This is a genomic window from Actinomadura formosensis NBRC 14204 (assembly GCF_001552155.1).
GTDB lineage: Bacteria > Actinomycetota > Actinomycetes > Streptosporangiales > Streptosporangiaceae > Spirillospora > Spirillospora formosensis.
Genome location: NZ_BCQQ01000049.1, coordinates 18,763 through 42,900, shown reverse-complemented (window position 1 = coordinate 42,900; position 24,138 = coordinate 18,763). Strand labels below are relative to the sequence as shown.

At 69.9% G+C, this 24,138-nt stretch carries 15 protein-coding genes; 7 read left to right on the top strand and 8 right to left on the bottom strand.

The window, feature by feature from the left end; all coding sequences use genetic code 11:
* A complete protein-coding gene (locus AF1_RS15170; protein ID WP_131732467.1) occupies window positions 1-237 on the bottom strand; it encodes a hypothetical protein in 237 nt (78 codons plus the stop codon).
* Between the two features lie 158 nt (window positions 238-395).
* Between AF1_RS15170 and AF1_RS15165 the strand changes: the two genes are divergently transcribed.
* Window positions 396-2,690, top strand: a complete 2,295-nt coding sequence (locus AF1_RS15165; RefSeq protein WP_407642202.1) for a tetratricopeptide repeat protein — start codon at window positions 396-398, stop codon at window positions 2,688-2,690.
* On the opposite strand, the gene AF1_RS15160 is transcribed toward AF1_RS15165, so the two are convergent.
* On the bottom strand, window positions 2,670-3,755 hold the full coding sequence (locus AF1_RS15160) for a cytochrome P450 family protein (RefSeq protein ID WP_084262935.1): 1,086 nt from the start codon (window positions 3,753-3,755) through the stop codon (window positions 2,670-2,672). The genes AF1_RS15165 and AF1_RS15160 overlap by 21 nt on opposite strands.
* 653 nt (window positions 3,756-4,408) lie before the next feature.
* On the opposite strand from AF1_RS15160, the gene AF1_RS15155 reads away from it, so the two are divergent.
* The 5 genes from AF1_RS15155 to AF1_RS15135 all read left to right on the top strand — a co-directional run bounded on the left by AF1_RS15155 (window position 4,409) and on the right by AF1_RS15135 (window position 11,232).
* A complete protein-coding gene (locus AF1_RS15155) occupies window positions 4,409-5,323 on the top strand; it encodes a M28 family peptidase (protein WP_165488337.1) in 915 nt (304 codons plus the stop codon).
* 255 nt (window positions 5,324-5,578) lie between these two features.
* Window positions 5,579-7,885: a helix-turn-helix transcriptional regulator gene (locus AF1_RS15150; RefSeq protein ID WP_067798530.1), complete on the top strand. Its 2,307-nt coding sequence runs from the start codon at window positions 5,579-5,581 to the stop codon at window positions 7,883-7,885.
* Between the two features lie 9 nt (window positions 7,886-7,894).
* Window positions 7,895-8,917: a cupin-like domain-containing protein gene (locus AF1_RS15145; protein ID WP_207393980.1), complete on the top strand. Its 1,023-nt coding sequence runs from the start codon at window positions 7,895-7,897 to the stop codon at window positions 8,915-8,917.
* Between the two features lie 67 nt (window positions 8,918-8,984).
* Window positions 8,985-10,076, top strand: a complete 1,092-nt coding sequence (locus AF1_RS15140) for an amidinotransferase (RefSeq protein ID WP_067798527.1) — start codon at window positions 8,985-8,987, stop codon at window positions 10,074-10,076.
* A gap of 46 nt (window positions 10,077-10,122) precedes the next feature.
* Window positions 10,123-11,232, top strand: coding sequence for a nitric oxide synthase oxygenase (locus AF1_RS15135; RefSeq protein ID WP_084262927.1), 1,110 nt, complete (start codon window positions 10,123-10,125; stop codon window positions 11,230-11,232).
* 72 nt (window positions 11,233-11,304) lie between these two features.
* On the opposite strand, the gene AF1_RS15130 is transcribed toward AF1_RS15135, so the two are convergent.
* The 5 genes from AF1_RS15130 to AF1_RS15110 are packed head-to-tail and all read right to left on the bottom strand — an operon-like array spanning window position 11,305 to window position 17,935.
* Window positions 11,305-12,459 carry an acyl-CoA dehydrogenase family protein gene (locus AF1_RS15130; protein WP_067798524.1) on the bottom strand — a complete coding sequence of 385 codons (1,155 nt, stop codon included), beginning with the start codon at window positions 12,457-12,459 and terminating at the stop codon, window positions 11,305-11,307.
* Window positions 12,460-12,508: 49 nt separating this feature from the next.
* Window positions 12,509-13,909, bottom strand: coding sequence for an FkbM family methyltransferase (locus AF1_RS36370; protein ID WP_067798522.1), 1,401 nt, complete (start codon window positions 13,907-13,909; stop codon window positions 12,509-12,511).
* Window positions 13,906-15,099 carry an alpha/beta fold hydrolase gene (locus tag AF1_RS15120; RefSeq protein ID WP_207393979.1) on the bottom strand — a complete coding sequence of 398 codons (1,194 nt, stop codon included), beginning with the start codon at window positions 15,097-15,099 and terminating at the stop codon, window positions 13,906-13,908. Before AF1_RS15120 ends, AF1_RS36370 begins: the two co-directional genes overlap by 4 nt.
* Entirely contained in the window at window positions 15,096-16,067 is a 972-nt protein-coding gene (locus AF1_RS15115; protein ID WP_067798519.1) for a chlorinating enzyme, read from the bottom strand. Before AF1_RS15115 ends, AF1_RS15120 begins: the two co-directional genes overlap by 4 nt.
* Window positions 16,068-16,120: 53 nt before the next feature.
* Window positions 16,121-17,935 carry an amino acid adenylation domain-containing protein gene (locus AF1_RS15110; protein WP_067798516.1) on the bottom strand — a complete coding sequence of 605 codons (1,815 nt, stop codon included), beginning with the start codon at window positions 17,933-17,935 and terminating at the stop codon, window positions 16,121-16,123.
* A gap of 573 nt (window positions 17,936-18,508) precedes the next feature.
* Here AF1_RS15110 and AF1_RS15105 point away from each other — a divergent pair.
* Complete coding sequence (locus tag AF1_RS15105; protein WP_084262925.1) at window positions 18,509-23,209, top strand: non-ribosomal peptide synthetase; 4,701 nt, start codon at window positions 18,509-18,511, stop codon at window positions 23,207-23,209.
* Here AF1_RS15105 and AF1_RS15100 read toward each other — a convergent pair.
* Complete coding sequence (locus tag AF1_RS15100; protein WP_067798509.1) at window positions 23,175-23,942, bottom strand: hotdog family protein; 768 nt, start codon at window positions 23,940-23,942, stop codon at window positions 23,175-23,177. The genes AF1_RS15105 and AF1_RS15100 overlap by 35 nt on opposite strands.
* Window positions 23,943-24,138 lie beyond the last annotated feature (196 nt).

Below are 24,138 nucleotides of genomic sequence, written 5' to 3'. Positions count from 1 at the left end.
TTAGGGGACGGCGAGCGCACCGAGGTCGAGCGGTGCGATGTCGGCCCGGCGGCGTAGGGCGGCGAGCGAGATTCCGGGGTCCCAGGTCAGCGATGACCGCAGGTCATCGTGTTCCACTGGAGCCAGCAGGCCCGTCAGATACGCCCGCGTCTGACGGCGCGGCTTCGCCCGCCCGAAGCGGCCGGCCATCCGCGCGAACAGCCCCCGCACCCACACCCGCAGATCATCTGCAGTCACCACAAGACGGCACGCCACACCCGAACAATCACGAAATCAGGCCGTAGTACTAGCGCTGCCGGTGCCGGTCTGCTATCAGAAAGTATGTGTAGGTGATCTTATAGGTACAGCATTATCATCGGACGGTAGACATTGCTCCGCCTATCGGTGAGGCGCTCGTGGGTGCAGGGAAAGGCAAGTTGACGTCCCCTTTCGTTGAGGAGCTGGGGCGCTTGGTCGCCCAACGCCGCTTGTCATGGCGGCAACTCGCGGATCTGACCGGCTACCATCCCAGCTGGCTGAGCAAGGTGCGGCACGGTGCTCCGCCTTCCGCCGACCTCGTCAGGCGTTGTGACGAGGTCCTGAAGGCGCAAGGCAAGCTCATCTCCCTCGCGGAGGTGAAATCGTTGTCGCGGCCCGCACAGCTGCCCGCATCATCTGCGGGTTTCGTCGGGCGGGAAGACTTTTTATCATGGATTAAGAAAATTCTCATGCGCGGGAGGGGCGCGAGCAGCTCACCCATTGTGGCCGTGGAAGGTCCGCCTGGTATCGGCAAGACCACCGCGGTCCTCCGCTGTGCGGACGAGATCGTCCGAGCCGAACCGGACGTGTTTCCCGACGGGCAGCTCTTCGCCGATCTCAGAGGTTATTCGCCTGACGGCGAACCGTCTCGTCCGGCAGATGTGCTGGAGGAATTCCTGGTATCACTCGGCGTTCCCGTCCAGGAGGTTCCGCCCCGTACGGAACAGCGCGCGAATTTGTACCGGTCGCTGCTGTCTTCGCGGCGTCTGCTAATCATTCTGGACAACGCCGCCTCGTCCTGCCAGGTCGAGCCTCTGCTGCCCGGAGCGGCGGGTAGCGCGGTCATCATCACCAGCCGCCGCAGGCTCGGCGCGCTGGCGATGCGCGTCAATGTCGAGCGAGGCGAACTGCGTCCTTTGTCGAAGGCCGAGAGCGTGGCGGTACTGAGCTCGGCCCTCGGAGCGGAACGCGCCAAAGCCGAGATGGACTCCGTCACGACCCTCGCCAATCTGTGCGGGCGGCTGCCGCTGGCACTCCGGATCGCCGCCGAGAGGGTGGCGGCCCATCCTCACCATCCGGTCAGCGACCTCGCCGACGAACTGGCCGCCGAGCGCCAGCGGCTCGACGGGCTGGCCATCCACGATTCAGCGAACGTCCGGTCGGCGTTCGATTGGTCGTATCACGATCTGGGCGACGCGGAGGCCCGTGCCTTCCGCTACCTCGCGATGCATCGTGGCCCGCACATCAGCGTCGAGGCGGCGGCCGCGCTCACCGGCACGCCGGTGGTGCAGACACGACGGATACTGCAGAAGCTCCATGAGGTCCATCTGCTTGAAGGGGTAGAGGTCAGCCGTTACCGCTTTCACGACCTGCTGCGGCTCTTCGCGGCCGAACGGGTCGAGACCGATGATTCTCCCGAAGACCGGGCGGCGGCGGCGCGTCGCCTCATCGACTGGTACCTCTTCACCGCCGCCGCGGGCGGACGGTCGCTGGCGCCCTTCCGGCTCAATCCGCTGGTGATGCCAGAGGCCGAGCCCGGCGTCACACCGCTGCGGTTCGGCGACGGCAAGAGCGCGCTCCGCTGGTACGACATGGAGGCGGCGAACTTCGTCGCGGTGACCCGACTCGCCATCGAGCACGGCTTGCACGAGGCGGCCTGGAAACTGGCGGTCGCCCTGTTCGACTACTTTCGCCTTCTCCGCAAGCCCGGCGGCATTTGGCTCGCCACCACGACACTCGCTCTCAAAGCGACAAAGGAGATCGGCAACCGCTACGCCGAAGGCTGGGTGGAGACGAGCCTTGCGGAGGGATATCGCTGGCTGCGTCGCTATGACCGGGCCCAGCGGCTTTTCGAGCATGCTCTGGCGGTGCGCCGCAGCGTCGGGGACCGTCACGGGGAGGCATGGACGTTGGCGGGGCTCGGCTTCCTCGCCGTCGATCAGGCGCATTGGGCCGAGGCGCGTGCTCGTGCACAGCAGGCCATGACGATCTTCACCGTGGTCTGCGACGCCCACGGACTGGCGTCATGCCTGCTCACCCTCGCCGATTCTTGCCGCGGACGGAAACGCTACGAGGAGGCGCAGGGCACGCTGGCCGAGGCGTTGGCGACCTTCGAGCGGATCGAGAACCACGATGGTCGCGGGCTGGCCTTGGCGAAACTGGCGGGACTCCACGGCGAGCACGGCAGGCATGAGATCGCGCTGTCCTGCCTGGAACAGTCCCTTGAGGCCCGGCGGGCCGCCGGCTCCCGGTGGGGCGAGGCGGACTGCCTGTCCAGGCGGGCCCGGACCTTGGAGGCGCTGGATTGCGCCGAGCGGGCCCGAGCATCCTGGGAGGCGGCGCTTGAGCTGTACGAGGAACTCGATGACGCGCGGGCCGACGACATCCGTGCGTACCTGGACGGGAAAGGTGCGCACGTCGTCGCCGGGACGCTATCGGTGCCCGCCTGGTGAGAAGGTGACCGGGAGCGCGTGGACGCCCCGGACGATGAAGCTCGGCTGCCTGCGGATCTCCTCGACGGGAGCCGTCAGCGCGAGGTCGGGAAGCCGGTCGAACAGCGTTCCGACCGCGATCCTTCCTTCGAGGCGGGCCAGCCGCGCGCCGAGGCAGTAATGGACGCCCCGTCCGAACGCCAGGTGCGGGTTGTCGGCGCGGTCGATCCGAAACTCGTCCGGAGCTCTGAACCGGGCGGGATCGCGGTGCGCGGCCGCCAGCGAGATCACCACCGGCTCGCCCGCGGGGATCACCGTTCCGCCGATGTCCACCGGCTCGGTGGGGAAGCGCCAGGCTGCCAGCTCCATGGGCCCGTCCCACCGGAGCACCTCCTCGACAGCCGAGTCGAGCAGTTCCGGACGGGACCGCAGGAGCGCCAGCTGGCCGGGATGGCGGAGCAGCGCGAGGACCGCGTTGCCGATGAGGGCGACGCTACCCTCGTGGCCGGCCACCAGCAGGAGAAAGATCATCGAGAGGAGTTCGCCCTCGCTCAGGTCCCCCTGGATCAACTCACTGACGAGGTCGGTTCCCGGGGTCCGGCGTTTCCCCGCGATGAGCTCCCTCAGGTAGGCGTCGGGCCGCGGCGCGGGCACGTTCGCCAGCGCGTTGGACGTCCACTGCCGGAAATAGTGATGGTCTTCGGCCGGAACGCCGAGGATCTCGCAGTTCACGGAGATCGCCAATGGATAGGCGTATTCTCCGATGATCTCGGCCGAGCCCCGGCTCCGGAAGCCGTCGATCAGCGAGTCGGCGATTTCCTGGACGCGGGCGCGCCGCCGTTCCACGGTGCGGGCCGAGAAAGCCCTGGAGAGGGGCCGGCGAAGCCGCGTGTGGTCGGGCGGCTCCAAGGTGAGCAGATGGGTGCCGAGTGCCGATTCGTCCTCCAGCCTCCTGCCGCGGTCGGCCGCTCTCCACTCGGCCACCGCGGCTCGCGGGTCCCGGCTGAGCCTCGGATCCGCTAGCGCCCACCGGGCCTCCTCGTAACGGCAGATCCACCAGCAGTAGAGACCGTCGCGAAGGTGCATCCGATGGATCGGGGCCTCCTCTCGAAGACGCCGGTAGGCAGGATAGGGGTCGATATCGGATCCCGGTCCGAGTAGCTGACGCTTCTTTTCTCTCAAGAGATCTCCTTAGATTTCTGTGCATCCACCCGGTCAGTTGTGGGCGGCGTTCTCGGTTAGTTTCGCCAGATTGGCGGCGCGGTCATTGCGGTGCCGTGCCAGGATTATGGCACCGGACGCCCGGCCGAGAGGGCCTTCTGCGGGCCGGCGGCCGATGAAACGGGTGGTCCGGCGCTCCTCCCGACCTTCATTTGTCGCGATTCGGGCAGGATGTCACTGGATTTCGGACTGCTCGCTTTTACTCACGGTAAGCGCGTCGTCACTTAGCGCACAAAGAGTTTCCTCGGGTAGTCAACACATCAACTCTTGCACTCGGACGGTGTTCGGATAATTTGTTGATTGCGACCAAAAAATGATCATGATGACTTCTTGTTGAATGGGCCTTGACGATCCGGCCCGGGAGCAGATGGTGGCTTGTGATGACGGCAACCCGTGGTCATGCTTCGGAGATACTGAAGCTGGTCAGTGCCCGGCGACTGCGCGAGGACGTCGCAAGGCTGTCCCTGCCGCGTTCAGCGGTGCATGAGGCCGACGGACTTCGGACGGTCCGCAATTCTGTGGAGGCATCATTGGCCGAATGCGGCTGGACCGTTTCGGCGCAGCCGTTCACCGCGTCAGGCCGTGGCCTGCGTGATCCGCGTGAGATAGGGGCCGACGGCGAATACTGGACGGAGTACCGGGATCTGCCGGGGGCGAATCTGGTGGCCCGGTACGGTGACGGGTCCGGTCCGGTGACCGCCGTGGCCGCCCATCTGGACGGCGTCGCGGGCTCTCCCGGAGCCAACGACAACGCGTCCGGCCTCGCGGCGCTCCTGGAGTTGGCGCGAGTCATTCCCAAGTTCGACCTGGCCGCGCCGCCGTTGCTGGTGGCGCTGGACATGGAGGAACTCGGCGGGTTCGGTGCGCGGGCCTTCTTCACGGAGCACCACGAGGAGATCCGCGAAGTCATCGTCCTGGAGTGCGTGGCGATGACGCATGACGAGCCGGGCACGCAGCAGGTTCCCTTCCCCTTCGGCCTGGTCTACCCGAGAGTCGTGTCGAGCGTCCGGCGGCGGGGCCGGCGAGCCGACTGGATCTCGGTCCTGTTCCGCCCGTCGAGCCGCCGGCTCGCCAAAAGCCTGCGTGCGGCGCTGCGCGAGGCGGGCGGACCGCACTTCGCGCACCTGCTGTGCGACCCGCTCGGCCGCGCGGTGATCGGACCCGTCCTGCGCGTCCTGGTCCCGGCGCTGCGCAACCTGGCGCGCAGCGATCACAGCGACGCCTGGGAGCTCGGCATCCCGGCGGTGTGCCTCACCGACACCGCGAACTTCCGGGACGCGGCCTATCACACATCTGACGATCTGCCGGATCGCCTCGACTACGGCTTCCTCTCCCGGGTCGTCGCGGGAGTCGCGGCCGTCGTGGCGGCACGGGCCGAGCGCCCCTCCCCAGCGGGGCGCGTGCGAGGAGGCGACGCACGAACCGTTCCGTGATCCTGCGCGATGAGGACCGGCCGACCTGATGGCCCGCCGCCACCGACGAAATACTTGCGGCGCCTCATGTTCTGCGTCTCTTCCGAAGATTACCGATGTGGACTTTCTGAATGAGGCGGGTTGACGCCCCGTCCTGGACGGCCCTGCCACAAGCTTCCGATAACCACCGAGAACCGATCCAGGAAGTCAATGGCCGCCACGCGGCGAGTGAGAACTGAAGCAGGCATTGCAGAAACCGAAGAGGGTGTCCTTGCTATGGCGCTGGACGTGATGCTACCGCTGGATCTCGAAGCGGCGACCGACGTCTCGACCTATCGTCATGACGATGCGCTTGCCGAGTTGGAAAGTATTCTGACCGAACGGTCCGGCGGGCTGTCGGCCATAGAGCTGCGCGGCGACCGGTGGAGCGGGAAGACCACGCTCCTGAAGGACTTCGCGTTGACCGCAGCCAAGGCCGGATGGCCGGTGGCGGCAGGGTCGGCGTCCACGTCGCGCATACCGTTCGCCGCCTTGATCGACGCGTTCGACGGGCCGCTCGGCGGGCTGGCGGACACGTCGCCGGCCCTGCGCGGCCCCGGCGGCGACTACGGCCTGGCGGAGATCTTCCCGTCCCTGGGGCCGGCGTCCGCGTCCGGGCCGAGGAGCCTCGGCGGAACGTACGGCGTCTTCCGCGGGGTCCGGCAGCTGATCGAGACCCTCGGGGCACCGTGCGGGTTCGTACTGCTCATGGACGACATGCATTGGGCTGACCCCGGCTCTTTGGACCTGCTGAGACATCTGCTCCGCCATCCTCCTGAGAACCGCCTGGTGCTCGTGGTCGCGCACCGTCCCCGGCAGGGCGACAAGGTCCTCAGCGGCCTGATCAACACGGCGGCCGGGAGCGGCGTGGTCCGCCGTATCGCGCTCGGCCCGTTGCGCGAGCGCGAGGCGCTGGACCTGCTGCCCGACGACCTGAGCGGTTCCGGCTGCGCGCGCCTGCTCCGCGAGTCCGAAGGAAATCCCGGGTTGCTCGTGGCGCTGAACACGGCGCGCGCCGCAGGCCGGTCCAGTGAGGGCTCGGCCTGCCTGCCGCCCAATCTCCTGACGGCTTGCCTGCGGGATTTCCGTGTGCTGTCGACGGCCGCCCGGCTCGTCGCGCAGTCCGCCGCCGTGCTCGGCGAGCCCTTCGAGCCGGACGAACTGCGGTATGTCGCACGGGTGGACGAGGCCGAGCTATGGTCCGCCATTGACGAACTCGTCGGCGAGGACCTCTTCCGTTCCGAGCGCGCATCATCCCGGCTGAGATTCGCCAATCGCCTGCTCCGCCAGACGGCGTATCAGGCGGCGGGACCCGGGTGGCTGATGGGTGCACACGCCCGCGCCCTTGAATTCCTCATGGAGCGTGGTAAGAGCTCGGGCTTGCTCGCTCCGCACGTGGCCTATACCGCGTCCATTGGCGACGAGACGGGCGCGCTGTTGCTGCTCGGCGCCGCGGCCGAGAGCATCTGGACCAATCCGCTGCGGGCCGCCTCCTGGGTCCGGACGGCGGTGGAGCTGCGATCCGGCTCCCACCGATCGGAGCAGGCGTCGGAACTCCTGCTCCGGGGCAAGGCCGAGGTGCTGGCGGGTCTGTGCCGGACGGCCCTCGCCACCTTCGACGGCCTGACGATGGCGGACGGCGTGAACCCGCGCGCAAGGGCCGATGGAATCGCCTGGCAGGCGCTGGCCCGGCACCACCTGGGCGAGCCCGAGCAGGCCCGCGCGGACCTGGACGCCGCGATCACGGCGCTCCCGGCCAAGGCGATGTGCACCGACGCCGAGTGGAACCTGCGCCGGGCCCGGCTGCTGATCCACCTGGAGACCAGGACCCCCGCTCTCGCGGAGGACGTGGCGGCGCTCGGCCGGTGCCTGCCCGACCTGCCCGGCGGCCGCGCCGCCGACATGTCGGCGCTGCTGGCCGCGGCGCTGCGCACGGACCGCCCGGCCGACGCCCGCCTCCACCAGGCCGCGGCGGCACGGGGGTTCGACCGGCTCACCGACGACGAGCTGCCTCCGTTCTTGGACGGCTACTACTGGCTCGCGCGAGTGGAGCAGGCGGCGGGAGGCATTGAGACACCGGCGGCACGGTGCGAACGCGGGCTGCGCGTGTCCGAGTCGTGCGGCCTGTACCTGGCGATGCCGCGTTTCGCGATGGCGCTCAGCGAACTCCAGCTCTGCCTGGGCGACACCGCCGGCGCCGCCCGCCATGCCACCTTCGCGGCCGCGGCCGCGGCCGGGATCGAAGGCGACCGCGCGTCGCTGCCCGGCCTCAGGCAGGCGGATCGTCCGGGCACCAGCGGGCGGGCCGCCGTGCCGATGGAGCACGCCCAAGCCGATGAGGCCCGGCTGAAGCTGGACCTGCTCAGCGGACGCGAGCTGCAGATCGCCTTCCTGGTCAGCGACGGCCACACCAACGAGCAGATCGCCCGAAAGCTCGACCTCAGTCCGAAGACGGTCGAGACCTACCTCGTCCGCATCCGGAAGAAGCTGGTCGTCGCCTGCCGGGCGGAGATCGCCACCATCGTCGGCCGGTCCGGCCGGTAGCCGCCCGCCATGCCCAGTACCCCGTATCCGAAGGGCTCCTCCATGGCCTACGACTCCGCCAAGCAGACCAGTGTCCTCGACGGTGACGAGCTGATCGGGCGGCTGACCGCGGCGGGCCTCGACATCCGCCCGATCCCCGCCGGGCCGTCGCACACTGACGTCCGCCACCTCGGCGGGACCTCCGCCGTCCCGAGGGTGTTCCGCGGCGCCGTGAACGGCTGGCCCGCGTGTCGGCGGTGGCGTCCCGGCCTGCTGCGGGAGGCGCACGGCGACCAAGAGGTCACGGCTCTGATGGACCTGCCGTCGACGGGCGTCCTGCTGCCCCAGGACCAGGCCGCCTACGAGCGTTGCCTGTCCTTCGGCGAATTCCTCGACGCCATGCAGGCGAGCCCCGCGGACAGCCCGTGCTATCTCGCCTACAAGCGTCCGGAGGGCCTGTTCCCGGAGGACGACTACGACTTCTCGATATTCGGCACCGGGGCGGACGCGGACACCGACACCAGGGTCTGGGTCGGATCGGCCGGAACGCGCTCGGCGCTCCATTCGGACCTGAAGGACAACCTGTTCTGCCAGATATGGGGCGAGAAGCTCGTCATCCTTCTCGGCTGGCAGGACAGTGCGGCCGCCTACCCGTTCCCCGACAACCTGGTGAACAGCCGGATCGATTTCATGGACCTAGATCTCGACGGCTATCCGCTGCTCCGCTCCGCGGTACTGTACGCGCAGATCGTCCGGCCCGGCGACGTGATCCTGATACCGCGCGGCTGCTGGCACGACTTCACGGCGCTGACGCCTTCGATCTCCATCAACCACTGGTACGGGCCGTCCGTCCGGGCCCGGGACTACATTCGCCTGCTGCTGAGCCTCGGCCCGCGTTACTGGACGCCCGTCGCGCGGGACTTCGTGGTCCACGGGGTTCTGCGGCGGCCCGAGAAGACCGCCTTCTTCTTCAGCCCGCCCTCCACGGGGAAGCGCCTCTACGACCTGGTGCGCTGGGGGAACTTCTCACGAGGCAACGACCCGACCGGGTGACGACCGGCCGGAACCGCCCTGTTCCGAGCACAGGCCGCGCAATCGATATTCGAGAAAGCAGGTAACCATGTCCACGACCGGTAAGTCCACGACCACGGTTCCACCCGCCGAGCGGACCGGGGCGGTGAATTCGCACACCGAGTGGGAGGCGCTTGAAGAGGTCGTGGTCGGACGCATGGAAGGAGCGGTCTTCCCGACCTGGCAGTCCTCGATGTACCCGACGGTTCCGGAAAGCTCCTGGGCGCTGTTCCGGGAGAAGGGCGGCTCTCCGTTTCCCGCGGACCTGGTGGCGGCCGCCGAGGAGGAACTGGACGGGTTCGCCGCGGTGTTGCGGGACGAGGGCGTCACCGTCGTCCGTCCGGACCCGTGCGACCATTCGGCGCCCTTCTCGACCCCGGACTGGACGAGCCGCGGCGGCCTCTATTCGGCGATGCCGCGGGACTGCCTGACGGTCATCGGGGACACGATCGTCGAAGCGCCGATGTCGTGGCGCTGCCGCGCGCACGAGACCGCCCCCTTCCGGTCGCTCATCAAGTCCTATTTCCGCGGCGGCGCGCGCTGGCTGCCCGCTCCGCACCCGCAGCTCACCGACGAGCTCTTCCAGGCGACCGACCGGCAGGAGGGCTGGAGCATCACGGATTTCGAGCCCGTCTTCGACGCGGCCGACTTCATGCGCTTCGGCGAGGACATCATCGTCCAGCGCAGCCATACGACCAATGATTTCGGGATCGACTGGCTTCGCCGCGCTCTCGGAAGCGACTACCGGATCCATTGCCTGGACGTCAACGATCCGCACGCGATGCACATCGACGCCACGATCTGCCCGCTCGCTCCGGGCGTCCTGCTGGTGAACCCGGACCGCTACCGGCCGAGCCCGCTCTTCCGCGACTGGGAGATCATCGAGGCGCCCAAGCCGACGCTTCCCGAGGGCTGGCCGATGTACCTCTGCAGTTCCTGGGTCAGCATGAACCTGCTGTCGCTGGACGAGCGGACCGTCGTCGTCGAGCGGCAGGAGGAGCCGCTGATCGAGGTGCTCACCCAGCGGGGCTTCAGGTGCGTCCTCGTCGACTTCCGGCACGTCTACAGCTTCGGCGGGTCGTTCCACTGCGTGACGCTCGACGTGCGGCGGCGCGGTGACCGGCGGCGGTACCTGAACTGACATTCGCCGGCAAGCGGGCAGGAAACGCTGGGAAGGGAGCGGATCATTGTTCGAGTCGACAACGCGGCGCAGAACGGTGGAGGTCCAGGACGCGACGGAGTTCCTGCACGGCTTCTTCGAGGAGAACCCCCGCCTGCGCGAGGACCGCGAGAAGCGGATACGGTTCGTGGCCGAGGAGATCGAGCGGACCGGCACCTACCGCCACACCAAGCGCGAACTCGTCTGGGGCGCGCGGGCGGCGTGGCGCAACGCATCCAAGTGCATCGGACGCTTCTACTGGCAGAGCCTCCACGTCCGGGATCGGCGGGACCTGCGGACCGGCGAGGAGATCGCCGAGCAGTGCTTTGAGCATCTGCGGAGCTCCTGGCGCGGCGGGCGCCTCCGCCCGATGATCACCATCTTCGCACCGGACACCCCGGACGGACCGACGGCGCGAATCCTGAACGACCAGCTCGTCCGGTACGCCGGATACGAGGCGGCCGACGGGACGCTCATCGGAGACGGCCAGTACCTGGAGATCACCCGGCTGGCCGAGTCCCTGGGCTGGCGCGGGAGCGGTGGACGGTTCGACGTCCTCCCGCTGCTGGTCGAGACCGGGGAGGGCCTCAGCGCGCATCAGCTGCCCACCGACGCGCTGAAGGAGGTCGAGATCGTCCACCCGGAGTTCTCCTGGTTCTCCGAACTCGGGCTGCGCTGGCACGCCATTCCCACCCAGGCCGACATGACCCTGGAGGTCGGCGGCGTCCACTACGGCGCGGCTCCGTTCAACGGCTGGTACCTGAGCACCGAGATCGGCGCCCGGAACCTGGTCGACCGGCACCGGTACGACGTCCTTCCCGAGATCGGCCGGCGGATGCGCCTGGACATGTCCTCGGAACGGACGCTGTGGCGGGACCGGGCGATGATCGAACTCAATCGGGCCGTCCTGCACTCCTATGACAGCCAGGGCGTGACCATCACCGACCACCACACCGAGTCGCGGCGGTTCATCGAGTTCGTTGAGCGTGAGGAGCGGTCGGGCCGGACCTGCCCGGCCGACTGGAGCTGGATCGTCCCGCCGGTCTCGGGCGGCCTCACCCCCGTCTACCACCGGTACTACGACGAGGCCGAGCTGTGCCCGCGCTTCGTCAGAGACCCCGGACGCTCCTCCACCTGATGATCGCGGTGGTCCCGCCGGCGGGCCTCCCGTCCGGCGCGGACCCATCTGAGGACGACCTCCGCGGACGACCTATCTGAGGACGGCGCGGCCGATGAGATCCCGCATCACTTCGCTGGGGCCCGCGGCGATGGTGGCGGCGCGCGCGTCCCGGTAGAAGCGGGACGCCGCGGATGACGCGAGATAGCCGTGGGCTCCCTGGAGCTGGAGGCTCGCCTCCGCCAGCCGACAGGCGAGTTCGGTCGTGTAGAGCTTGGCCATCGAGCATTCGGTGGTGGGAATCTCGCCTTCCTGGAACAGCCAGGCCGTGTGGTGGACGAGTTGCCGGGCCGCGGCCAGCTCGGTCGCCAGATCGGCGATGCGATGGGCGAGCACCTGCATCCTCGCAAGGGGGCCGGAGGAGACCTCGCGCTGCGTCAGGAAGCCGCGGAGGTCGTCCATGCAGGCGTCCATCCCGCCGAGCGCGAGCGTCGCCGCTACCAGCCGTTCCAGTTGCAGGCCCCGCATGAGCTGGTAGAAGCCGCTGTTGATCTTCCCGATCAGCCGGTTCCCCGGAACCCGCACCCGGTCGTACGTCACCGTGGTCGTGCCGGCCGCGCGCCAGCCCAGGGTCTGGACCGGGGCGGTGCTCACGCCGGGCAGGCGGGCGTCGACGAGGAGCAGCGACAGGCCCGTCGTCCCGCACGGCCGAGGACCGGACGGCGCGGTACGGACCGCGACCACGTGGAAATCGGCGACCATTCCATTACTGACCATGGTCTTCTCGCCGTTGACGACGAAGTGGTCGCCGTCCTGGTCCGCCGCCGTCGCCAGCCGGGACAGATCGGAGCCGGCGTTCGGCTCCGTGATCGCCAGGGCGGCGACGCGCTCGCCGCGGACGGCCGGCGCGAGATATTCCGACTGCAACTCGGCGCCGCCCGATCTGGCGAGGTAATGGGTGGCCATGTAGGCGTGCACGGAGACGGCCGCCCGGACCCCGCCGAACCCGAGCCGTCCCAGCTCCTCCAGGAAGACCAGGGAGGTGAAGATGTCCTCCTCGGCGCCGCCTGCCCGCCGGGGATGGAAGAGACCGAGACAGCCTTCCCGGCCGAGGAGCCGCCACGCCGAGCGCGGCAGGCCGTTCTCCTCCTCCCATTCCGCCGCATGCGGCGCTATCTCTGCCTCCAGGAAATCGCGGACGCGTTTCCTGAAATCCTCGTGGTGCTGGGTGAAGTACGGAGACTGCATTGGTCGGCCGTCCTGTCCGCTCGGGACGCAGGTCGCGCCTGCGCTGCGATCAGCTGGGGTCGTCGGGGTGCGGGCCGGTGGGCACCGATGCCTCGACGGCGTCGGCCAGCGCGCCGAAGGTGGCGAGCGTGAAGATCATGTCGGGGGCGAGCGTGTCCTCGCCGAGCGCGTCCTCCAGGCGGCCGAGCATGCGGACGGCGGTGAGCGAGTCGCCGCCGAGGTCGAAGAAGTTCGCGTCCGGCCTGACGGAGTCCGGGCCGAACAGGTCGGACCAGATCGCGGCCAGGGCCTGCGTGCGGTGGGTGCGGACGACCGTCCCGCCGGGCGCGGTGGCCGGGTCCACGACGTGGCCGACCGCGGAGACGACCTCGAACCGAGCGGGCGGCTCGACTCCCGGGAACCGGTCGCGGAGCATCTCCTTGAGCTGGACTTCCAGTATCCGCTGGGTCGGCCCGTCCTGCGCCGGAGGCCCGGTGTCCTCCGTGGCGGCGTCCCAGACCGGTGCCGCCGGGCGGCGGGCGAAGACGTTGAAGCACGGCGTCCGGACGAGCCGCCGGTCCTGGTCGCTCGTGACCTCGAACCCCCGCGCGCGCAATGTCCCGACCACCGACCGGAGCCGCCCGCCGAGGTCGTGGACCTCCATGACGATCTGGTCGATGCGCGGCCACAGCGCCTCGTCGATGCCCTCCAGGACTTCGACCTCCGCCTTCTCCACGTCGATCTTCAGCAGGTCGATGCGGTCCAGGCCGTGCTCGCGCGCGAGGCGGGACAGCGTGGTCGTGCGGATCGACCGGCGCACCGAGGAAAGGCGGTCCGTGGCGAGCCGCTCCAGCTGGCGGCCCGACTCGGCCCGGTCATCGGTCAGCAAGTAGGCGCGCAGCACGGCGAGGTCCTCGGCGGAGTCGGCGAATCCGCCCGACATCACCGTGTTCTTCGGATAGAAGGTGAAGTCCGCGTCGGCCTCGGCGCGGCCGAGCCCGAGCGCGGCGACGGTGACCTCCAGGCCGTGGAGGCGGGCGTTGACCTCGACCGCGGCGGCGAGCTCGGCGACCGGCTCGACCGCGATGATCCGCGCGCCGCGGACGCGGCGGGCCACGCGCAGCGTGAACATGCCGATGTTCGCTCCGGCGTCCACGACGACCGCGCCGGGCGGAAGCGTGACACCGGAGCGGAAGTAGGTGTCGTCGGCGAAGATCTCCCGGTACAGGAAGTCGCTCTCCGCGCGGTTGACGCCGGCCACCCTCAGATCGTCGGACGGTTCGTGCCAGGCGAGCGTGCCGAGCCCTCCGTCCGCCTCGATCCCGGCCGCGCGGTGCAGCATCGGCGCATGGTCCGGATCGGGGACCAGGTAGGCGACGCCGTCCCTGACGGCGGCGTCCGCGACCGCGGGATGCGCGCACAGCGCGCTGACGGCGGCGGCCGCCCGGTTGCTCTCCACCTGTGCGGTCATGCTTGCTTCCCTTCGCCCGTGCCGACCGTCTGGAGGAACCGCTCTTCGATCGCCACCAGGCCGGGTGCCGCGTCGAACGCGCTGAGGTGGTCGCCGTCCGGCCGGAACGCCAGCGTGGCCCGCGGGAGACGCGCGGCGACATGCTCGGAGCCGGCGGGGTGCGCGACGGAGTCCTCGCGGCTGGTGACCACGAGCGCCGGCTGCCGGGCCGAGAGGAAGGCGCCGGAGTCGGCGGCCATGATGGATCCGTTGAGCAGGCCGTAACGGTGCAGGATCTCGGGCGTCGCGTACGGATAGATGAGGTGGTGGGCGATGTCGGGACGCAGGTTGTCGAGCGCCTCGGGACGCCGCATCATCCGCTGGAGTCCCGAGGCCGCGCTCACGCTGCGGGACGCCATCTTCAGCAACGCCGTCATGTCCTGCTGGTGGACGGTCTTCGGCGCCGCGGACCCCAGCTCGTAGTCGCCGTGCCACAGGCTCAGCGACGTGATCCGCTCGGCGCCGGAGGTGGCGGCGGCCGCCAGCGCGACGGTCGCGCCTCCGCACAACCCGATGGCGTGGGCGCGCCCGATGCCGAAGCCGTCCAGTACGGCCGCCAGGTCGCCCGCCTGGGCCGCCAGGCTGCACGCTTCGGGCCGTACCGCCGCGTCACGGTCGGTGCCAGTGAACAGCCCCCGGCTCTCCCACGTCACGACGCGGAAGGATCGGGACAGCGCGCGCATCCACGGGACCATGAGCCCGACCGGCATCCCGCAGGGCCCTACCAGGACGATGGCCGGAGCGTCTTCGGGACCGGCCGTCCAGCATCGCAATGGACTGCCGTCGTGGGACCGTACGAGCGTCGGCGCTCCGGGAAGGGCCGTCAGCGCGGTGTGCAGGACGTCGCCGAGCCCGTCGTCGGTTAGGGCGTCGTCCGCCTCCAGTGCCAGCCATCTGCTGACGGCCAGTTCCACCGCCCACAGCCCGCCCGGCTCGGCCACCACGTCGAGTCTCGGCAGCCCGAGACCGCGCGTCAGCAGGTCCAGCCGCCGCTGGACCGCCGTGAGCGGCAGGCCCGCCCGCGCGGTGGCCGCCACCTTGAGGGGATGCGGGACGGCCCGGATGAGGGACCCGGCGTCATTGAGCCGCATCCCGAGCCTGACCAGCGAGCCTTCGCCCTGTTCGGGCGCGTCGGCCACGCGAGGTGTCACCGCCGGGCCTCGGTGGCCTCGGCGGCCGAGCGGTTCTTGAACGGCACGCCGCGGGTCGTGTGGGTCGCCAGGCGATTGTGGCCGTAGGTGTCCTCGCCGCTCACCAGGACGGCGCCATAGCGTTCCAGGCTCACGGTGCCGCCGTACTCCTCGATGACCGAGGTGCCGGGATAGATCTCCACCGGCGTGGGCACGTACCGGGCGGCGTAGCCCATGCGCATCTCCCGGCTCTTGCCCGTGTGCGGATGGGAAGCGTGCATGAGCGTGGACCAGAAGACGATGAACTGCCCCGCCCGCATTTCCATGGAGATCGCCTGCGACTCGTCGGGCTTCCAGTCCGGATCGACCTGGAGTTCCCGGTAGTCGTAACCGAAAAAGCCGCGTTTTACACCGTCCTTCAGAACGCTGCTGTTCCTCTCCGGCAGGTAGTGCATCCTTTTCGTCTCGTCGTAGAACATCGTACGGTGCGTGCCGGGGATGAACTGGAGGCATCCCATGTCGACGGTCGCCTCGCTGAGCGCGCACCACACGGTGATGGTGCCGCCGAAGTCCGATCCGTTCGGCCACTGGATCTGCGGCGTTCCGGAGGCGTTGGCGAAGGTGTCGGCCTGGTGCCAGTCGGTTCCCTCGTCCCCCGGATGCTTCGGGAAGAACTCGGTGCGCCAGCAGAGCACGTCGGGTCCGAGAATGCTCGCCACCCGGTCCACGATTTGCGGCCGGGTGATGTGCTCGGCGAGGAACGGGTGGTCCAGATGGCGGTCGTAATTGGAGATATTGGTCGTGTTCGAGATCGCGGTGTCGTCGCGGTACACCGCGTCCCGGCGGTCGAGCAGTTCCAGCCGCGTGCGTCCCCACTTCTCCGCGATCTCGTCCGGCTCGTAGAGGGTGAAGGGCCCGATATAGCCGCGGCGGTGGAAGGTGGCCAGCTCCTCGGCACTGAGGGAGAAAGCGGACGGCTCTGAGATCATGGCTATCGCCTTTCTGCGCGATCGGATGTCGTCTCGGCGGCCCGGTGAGCGGCTCAGCCGGCGGCTTGCGCGCCGGCCGTCTCGGCCGTCACCAGGTTGATCTGGGCCGAGAGGTTGCGGACCGTGGCCCCGCCGACGAGCACGGTGATGTCCATGTCGATGCCGAACGCCGTATTCACCCTGGTGAACATGCGCAGCAGGGACAGCGAGTTGCCTCCCAGATGGAAGAAATCGGCGTCCAGTGGGATCTCCGGCACGTTCAGGATCGTTCGCCAGATCTCCGAGACCCGCTCCTCGGTGCCGCGGTGGCCGGCGGCGCGGTCGTCGCCGTCCAAGTGCTCCGGATCCGGAAGCCGGTCCCTGTCGACCTTGCCGTTCACGGTGAGCGGCAGTTCGTCGAGGACGACGTAGTGCGACGGGCACATGTGCTGCGGCAGCGTGGCGGCGACCCGCTCCCGCAGCGCGGTGCCGAGGGCCGGTCCGGCGCCGGGGCCGGTCACGTAGGCCGTGAGCCGCACGTCGCCCTCGCCGTAGTCGCGGGGTACGACCGCGGCCTGCGCGACCTCGGGAAAGCCGCTCAGCACGGACTCGATCTCGCCGGGCTCGATCCGGTAGCCGCGAAGCTGGATCTGGTCGTCCACGCGGCCCAGGTAGCGGTAATCGCCGGACGGTGCCATGACCACCCGGTCGCCGGTGCGGAGCCTCCGGCGCGGCACACCGTCCGGGCCGTCCGGGCCGCGCAGCCGCTCCGCGTCGAGGTGCGGCCGGTTGAGATAGCCGCGGGTGATCTGCGGTCCTTCGATGTACAGCTCGCCGGGCACTCCGGGAGGAACCGGCGCCTGGTCGTCGTCCAGGACGTGGAACGTGATGCCGGGCAGCGGGGACCCGATGGGGCTGGGCCCGTCGCCCGCCAGGTCGGCGTGCCCGAGCGGCCGGTAGGACGCGTGCACCGTCGCCTCGGTGATGCCGTACATGTTGACCAGCCGCGGGTTCTCGTCGCCGTAGCGCTCCAGCCATGGCCGGAGCGCGGGGGGATCGAGTCTCTCGCCGCCGAGGATCACCAGGCGCAGCGCGTCCAGCTTGTGCTCGGCGTGCTCGTCCGCCGCCGAGAGCAGGCGGAAGGCGGACGGCGTCTGGTTCAGGACCGTCACACCGTGCTCGCGGAGCAGCCCGTGGAACGCCCGGTCCGAGCGCGTCGTCTCTCGCGGCACCAGGACCATCTGTCCGCCGTAGAGGAGCGCTCCCCAGATCTCCCAGACGGAGAAGTCGAACGCGGCCGAGTGGAACACGCTCCACACGTCGGTCTCGCGGAACTTGAACATGTCCTTCGTGGCCTCGAAGAGGTGCAGCACGCTGCGGTGCTCCACCTGCACGCCCTTGGGCTCGCCGGTGGAGCCGGAGGTGTAGATGACGTAGGCCACGCTGTCGGCGTCACCGGGCACCCCGGCCGGGGGTTCCGTCCCGGCCTCGGCGGACGGGGGGTCGAGCAGGACGACCTTCGCGTCGACCGGCCGGCTCAGCCCGGCGATGACGTCCGAGACGGACACCAGTGCGCGCGAGCCGCTGTCCCGGACCATCCAGGAAACGCGGGTCTCCGGATATTCCGGATCGATGGGCAGGTAGGCCGCGCCGGCCTTGAGGATTCCCACCATTCCCACTATGAGCCCCGTCCCGCGCGGGGCCAGCAGGCTCACCACATCGCCGGGCTGCACTCCGCGGCCGGCGAGACGGCCGGCGAGCGCGTCGGATCGTTCGTCGAGCCGGCGGTACGTGAGTTCCCCGTCGGGTGCGGTGACCGCCGTCCTTTCCGGGAAACGCGCGGCCACCTCCCGGAATGCGTGCGCGAGCGTGCTCGCTGTGGTCCTCATCTGAATCCAGCCTCCCGCTTCAGCTCACTGACATGACCACGGGTACCGGCGATCGGTACGGTCCAGCGACGACGAAACGGCATGTCAGGCTTCTCCGGCTGGTGACGCCGGGTCCGGTGTCGGGGGGCTTCGGCAACGGACGGAATGGCGGATGACCGAACTGAAAGTACAAGGAAAGACTTTCCTCGTCCGACCGCGGAGACTTCCAGGACCGGCCGTTGCCGCCGTTTCATGATCATACGCATTGGTTCCCTTCCGCCGGCCCGCCGAACTAACGCAGCACACCGCTAATGTGACATAGTCGATAGCCGCTTAGTGCGGCACAAGTCCGGAAAATTCCTTACGCGCATCGGGCGCGCCGCGCGACGGGCCGAAGGCAGGGTGCCGCAGGTGGCGTCGCGTGTGATCGAACCGGGTTCGCGGGTTCGCGGGCGGGCGGCGGCTACGCGACGGTGCGTGGCCGCCCGGCGGGAGGCACGAAGGGCGCGCCGGTGCGCGTGGTCAATGATTTTCCTGACTTGTGGCCCGCCGCCGCGATCCTGACCATATCTCTGTTGTCGGCTTCCGTTAGATATGCGGAGACCTTTACAGGGACCAGCGAGGCGTGCTGTGACAGACGATGCTTTCGTGGTTGAGGCCTCTTTCGCCCAAGAAGGCATGTGGCTGCAACACCAACTGGACCCCGATCAGCCCACCTGCAACATCTCGGCCGCCGCGCGGGTCCGCGGCCCGCTGCGGACCGACGCGCTGCATCGGGCGCTGAACTCCATCATCGACCGGCAAGAATCGCTGCGGACGACCTTCCGCATGGAGGACGGCGTGCTGATGCAGGTCGTCAAGGACCGGCTGGAACTGCCCATGCCGGTCAGCGAGATTCCTCCGTCGCACGTGCGGGCGGCGGCGCGCCGCCTGGTCGAGACGCCCTTCGACGTCGAGCGCGGACCGCTGCTGAGAATGCACGTCTTCGAGCTCGGCCGGGACGACAACGTCCTGGTCCTGGTCATGCACCATCTCGTAATGGACGGCTGGTCGGCCGCGCTCATGTTCCGCGAGCTGTCCGCCTTCTACGAGTCCTTCGTCGGAGGGCCGGAGCCCGATCTTCCGGAGCTGGAGATCCAGTACGCCGACTACGCCGTCTGGCAGCGCGAGGAACTGAGCGGCGCGAAACTGGCCGAATTGGAAGGCTACTGGACCGGCCGGCTCGCCGGCGCCCAGCCGTTGCTCCTGCCGGCGGACCGCCCCGTGCCCGCCGTTCGGTCCAGCGCCGGTGAAACCGCCGAGTTCGGCATACCGGCCGAGCTGGTCGCGGCCCTTGAGCGGCTCGCCCGGGAGCAGCGCGGCACGCTGTTCATGGTCCTGCTGGCGGCGCTGCAAACGCTTCTCTCGCGATACTCGGGACAGCGTGACATCGTGATAACGACGCCGGTCGCGGGCCGGAACAGGGCCGAGGTCGTGAATGTCATCGGCGACTTCCTCAACATGCTGGTCCTGCGCACCGAGGTTCTGGGCGAGCTGACGGTCGCCGAACTGATCGCCCGCTGCCGGGACACGTGCCTGGGCGCCTACGCCCATCAGGACATGCCGCTCGTCAAGGTGCTGGACGGCGTCGAGCCCGCGCACGCGGACGGCGCGGCGGGAAACTCGCTGGTGCGGGCGATGCTCGTCCTGCAGAACATGCCGACGGAGCCGTGGGTGTCCGGCGATCTGGTGTTCGAGCCGATCAGGCTGGACAGCCGGACGTCGATGCTCGACATGAGCATCACGGTCGAAGGCGCGGAAGGCGGCGGCCAGACGGTCCTCATCGAATACAGCACCGACCTTTTCGACCGGGAGACGATCGATCTCTTCGGGCGGTCCTATGTGGAGGTGCTGGAGGCGTTCGTCATGGATCCGCGGCGCCGGACGGACCGGATCGAGCTCCGCGGAGACCGTGACCGGCTCCAGGCCCTGCACGCTCGGAACGCGACCGGACGGGAGCGGCCGGACGGCCTCGTCCACGAACTCATCGACCGGCAGGCCGAGCGCCGGCCCGCGGCGGTCGCCGTCGAGGACCCGCGGGACGCGCTGAGCTACGCGGAGCTGAGGCGGCGGACCGACGAACTCGCCGCATTCCTGCGGTCGTGCCCGACGGGCGACGCTCCGCACGAACCCGCCGTGGCGATCGCGATGAATCCGTCGGTCCACCTGGCGGTGGCGGTGCTCGGCACCCTCAAGTCGGGCCGTGCCTTCGTCCCGCTCGATCCGCGCCTGCCACCGCGGCGGCTGGCCGAGATGGCACGGGACGCGTGCGCCCGGGTCGTGCTGACCGAGGAGGCGCTGAGCGGCGAGCTGGACGAGGTGTTCGGCGGCTGCGAAGTGATCCGCCTCGACCGTGACGAGGTCGTCCCCGGCCCGGATGGAGCCGTCGACCGAAGCCTGCCGCACGCCGCCGGGCTGGCGTGCGTCCTCTACACGTCCGGCTCGACGAGCAGGCCCAAAGGGGTGATGTTCGAGCACGGCGCGCTGGCCGACTTCGCCGTTCACATCGGCCGCGAGTTCGGCCTGACCGAGCGGGACCGGTACTTCCAGCTCTCATCGATCGGCTTCGACACGTTTCTGGAGGAGCTGTTCGCGCCGCTGGTCGCCGGTGCGACGGTCGTCCTGCCCGGGGAGCGGATCCTGGCGTCGGGCGCCGACCTGACCGCCCACGTCGAGCGGCAGCGGATCACCGTGGTGGACCTGACGCCCGCCTACTGGCACGAATGGACCCGGGAACTGGCCGGACGAGGTGGTCCGCCGGACCCGCTGCGCCTCGCGGTCGTCGGCGGTGACCGGATGCTGCCCGAGTCGGTCGAGAAATGGCTGCGCTTCGGTACCGGCCTCATCGAGGTCTATGGGCTGACCGAGACCACCGTGACCGCGACGGTGTCCGACAAGGGCGGGGACAGGGCGGGCGGCGAGCCGCCGCCCGCCGTGATCGGAACACCTCTCGCCAACGCGCGGGTCTACGTGCTCGACCATTGCCTCCGCCCGGTGGCCCCCGGCGCCGTCGGCGAGATCCACATCGGTGGCGCGTGCCTGGCGCGCGGCTACCTGAACGACCCGGCGCTGACCGCGGAGCGTTTCGTCGCGGACCCGTTCGGGGCGCCCGGGTCACGGATGCTGCGCACCGGCGACCTGGCCAGGCTGCGGCGCGACGGCGGAATCGAGTTCCTCGGCCGGGTGGACCACCAGGTGAAGATCCGCGGGCACCGGGTCGAGCCCGGCGAGGTCGAGGAGGCCGTCGCAAGCCATCCGGACGTGGCGCAGGCGGCCGTGCTCTCCCGGGACGGCAACGGCGGGAAGCGGCTGGTGGCCTATGCCGCCCCGGTGCCCGGAGCCGACCTCGATCCGGAGGCCCTGCGCGCCTTCATCGGCACGAACCTGCCCGAGTTCCTGATCCCGGCCGTGGTCGTCGTCGCCGCCATGCCGATGACGTCCAGCGGCAAGATCGACCGCCGTGCGCTGGCGGAGATCGAGGCTCCGGCGTGGAAGCCGTCGCGCGCACCCGCCACCGCCCGGGAAGAGTTGTTGTGCCGCCTGTTCGCGGAAGTGGCGGGCATCGAGCGGGCCGGCGCCGAGGACGACTTCTTCTCCATGGGCGGGGACAGCATCACCGCCATCCAGCTGGCGTCCTCGGCCCGGTCGGCCGGGCTGCCGATCTCCGCGCGGGACGTGTTCACCCACCGCACCGCCGCCAGGCTCGCGGCGGCCGCCGAGGACGGGGCGGCGGCCCGCGCGGACGTCGTCGCGCCGGTGGGCCCGATGCCTCTCACCCCGGCCGCGGCGTGGCTGGCCGAACTGGGCGCGGCGTCGGGGACGGCTGGAGTCGTGGTCAGCCAGGCGATGGTGCTGAAGGTTCCGCCCCACCTGGACAAGGAACGGCTGATCCGTGCGCTCCAGCGCGTCATCGACCACCATGACGCGCTGCGGACCAACATGATCGTGGACGGGGGCACCTGGCAGACTGAGATCGCCGAACCCGGGACGGTCCACGCCGCGGACTGGTTCTCCCGGACGGACGTGGCCGGCCTTCCCCCGCGGCGACTGCGCGAGTCGGTCATCGAGCAGGCGCGGCGGGCCCGGCGGCGGCTCGAATCGCCCGAAGCCGGGATGGGCCGGCTCGTGTGGTTCGACGCGGGTGAGGACGCCGGCCGTCTCATGATCATGCTGAACCACCTGGCCGTCGACGGGGTGTCATGGCGGATCCTGCTACCGGATCTCGCCCTGGCCTACGGCGCGACCGGCGGTGGCGAACCGGGGGAGTTGCAGGACGTCGGCACGTCCTTCCGGCAATGGGCGCACGACATGGCGGACGTCGCCACATCGCCGTCGGCCCTTCGCGAACTGGGGATCTGGCAGGACATCGTCCGGACGCCGGACCCACTGCTCGGCACGCGCCAACTGGACCCTGCGCTGGACACCGAGGACACGTCCCGATACTTCACCGTGACCGTGCCTCCGGAGGTGGCCGCGCCGCTGCTGTCCGGCACGCCGGCGTCCGCCGGCCGGCCCGGTCCGGACGCGATGCTTCTCACCGGCCTGGCCCGCGCCGTCGGCGCATGGCGGGCCCGGCGGGGCGGGCACGGGTCCGCCGTCCTTCTGCAGATCGAGCGCCACGGCCGTGAGGAGCAGATCGTCGCGGGCGCCGACCTGTCGCGGACGGTCGGCTGGTTCACCAGCTCGTTTCCCGTCGCGCTGGATCCCGGGAGCGCCGACCCCGCGGGCGGGACGGACGCGGGCTCCGAGGCCGCCGCCGCGGTGCGCCGGGTCGCCGGGCAACTGCGCGCGATCCCGGACAACGGGATCCGGTACGGCCTTCTGCGGTATCTCAATCCGGAGACCGCGGGCGTCCTGACCAGGACGCCCGGCCCGCAGATCGGGTTCAACCATCTCGGCCGGATCGGCTCCGGCGACGCCGGAGCCGATGGCTGGGGTTTGGACGTCGAGCTGACCACGGCCATGGGAAGCGGGCTCAGCGCGCACACGCCTCTGCCGCACGCGTTGCAGGTCACCGCCGTGGTCGAGAACCTCGCGGCCGGCCCGGCCCTGTCGGCGACCTGGCAGTGGGCGTCGCGCGTGCTCGCCGAGGAGGACGTCCGCGAGCTGGCGCGGGAGTGGTCCTGGGAGTTGAGCGTGCTGGCGGGCCAGAGCGGGAAGGCCGCGGCGTCCCCGGGGATGCCGCGCCAGGACGGTGCCGCCCCGGGCGGGGCGGCCCACCTCAGCCGGGTCCGAACTGAGCGGCGTCCACGATGACCCACTGAGCCCGGGCGCGGGCGCACAGGACGCCATCGGCGTAGGCCGCGGTGCTCACCGTAACCGTCCGTTCCGCCCGTCCGTCCAGGCGGCCGACGATCTGGATCCGCGTGCCGGCCGGCGGGCGGACGTACACCGCCGTCCTGAACCTGTTCAGGACGAGCGGCTTCCGGTGCTCGGCGGGAATCGCCCAGCCACCCGGGCAGTCGAGCGCTGCCCACAGGAATTCGGAACGCGCGAACCCTTCGCCGTCGCAGTGCTCCGCCGCGGGCGTCCAGGTGACGGCGACCGTGTCCGGCCGGCCGCGCACCGCCCGTGCGGACAGGCGCAGCCCGTCGTCCCCGGTGCGCTCGGTGCCGCAGACGAAGCAGGTCGCGAAGATCGGGCTCCCGCCGCCGGGGGCCGGTCCCTCCACCGTGTCGTGACCGCCCAGCGCCGGTACGGGCGGCCCGTCCGACGGCGCGGCCTCGGCGCTGGCGACGAGGTCGGCTCCATGCCAGACGTGCCAGCGCCTGCCCGCTCTGCGCACGGCCAGGCCGGCGTCCAGCGGCAGCGGACGCAGCAACGTCACCGCCACGCCCGCCCGCTGGTCCAGTCCCGTCGCCGCGGCGATGCGACCGCACGCGTAACCGCCCTGCGCGCTGTCCCGCGGGCCGTTGAACCGGCGGGGCAGGTACAGCGGCCCGTCGGCGGCACGCCCATCCGCGTCCCGTGGTCCGGCCGTATTGTGCATGGTTGCCTGATCCTCGTCGCTGGGGCTAAAGGGCAGACGTCTTGAGGACATCTACGCGGACCACTTCATTGGAGTCGGGACACCGGCCGCGTGCAATCCGCTCCGGGTCCGGAAAAAGCCTGACTTGAGCGCATCGGGGCCGCGCTGGACCCTGACAGAGCAGTGGCGGACCCGGCGATCGATTCTTGGGACAGCG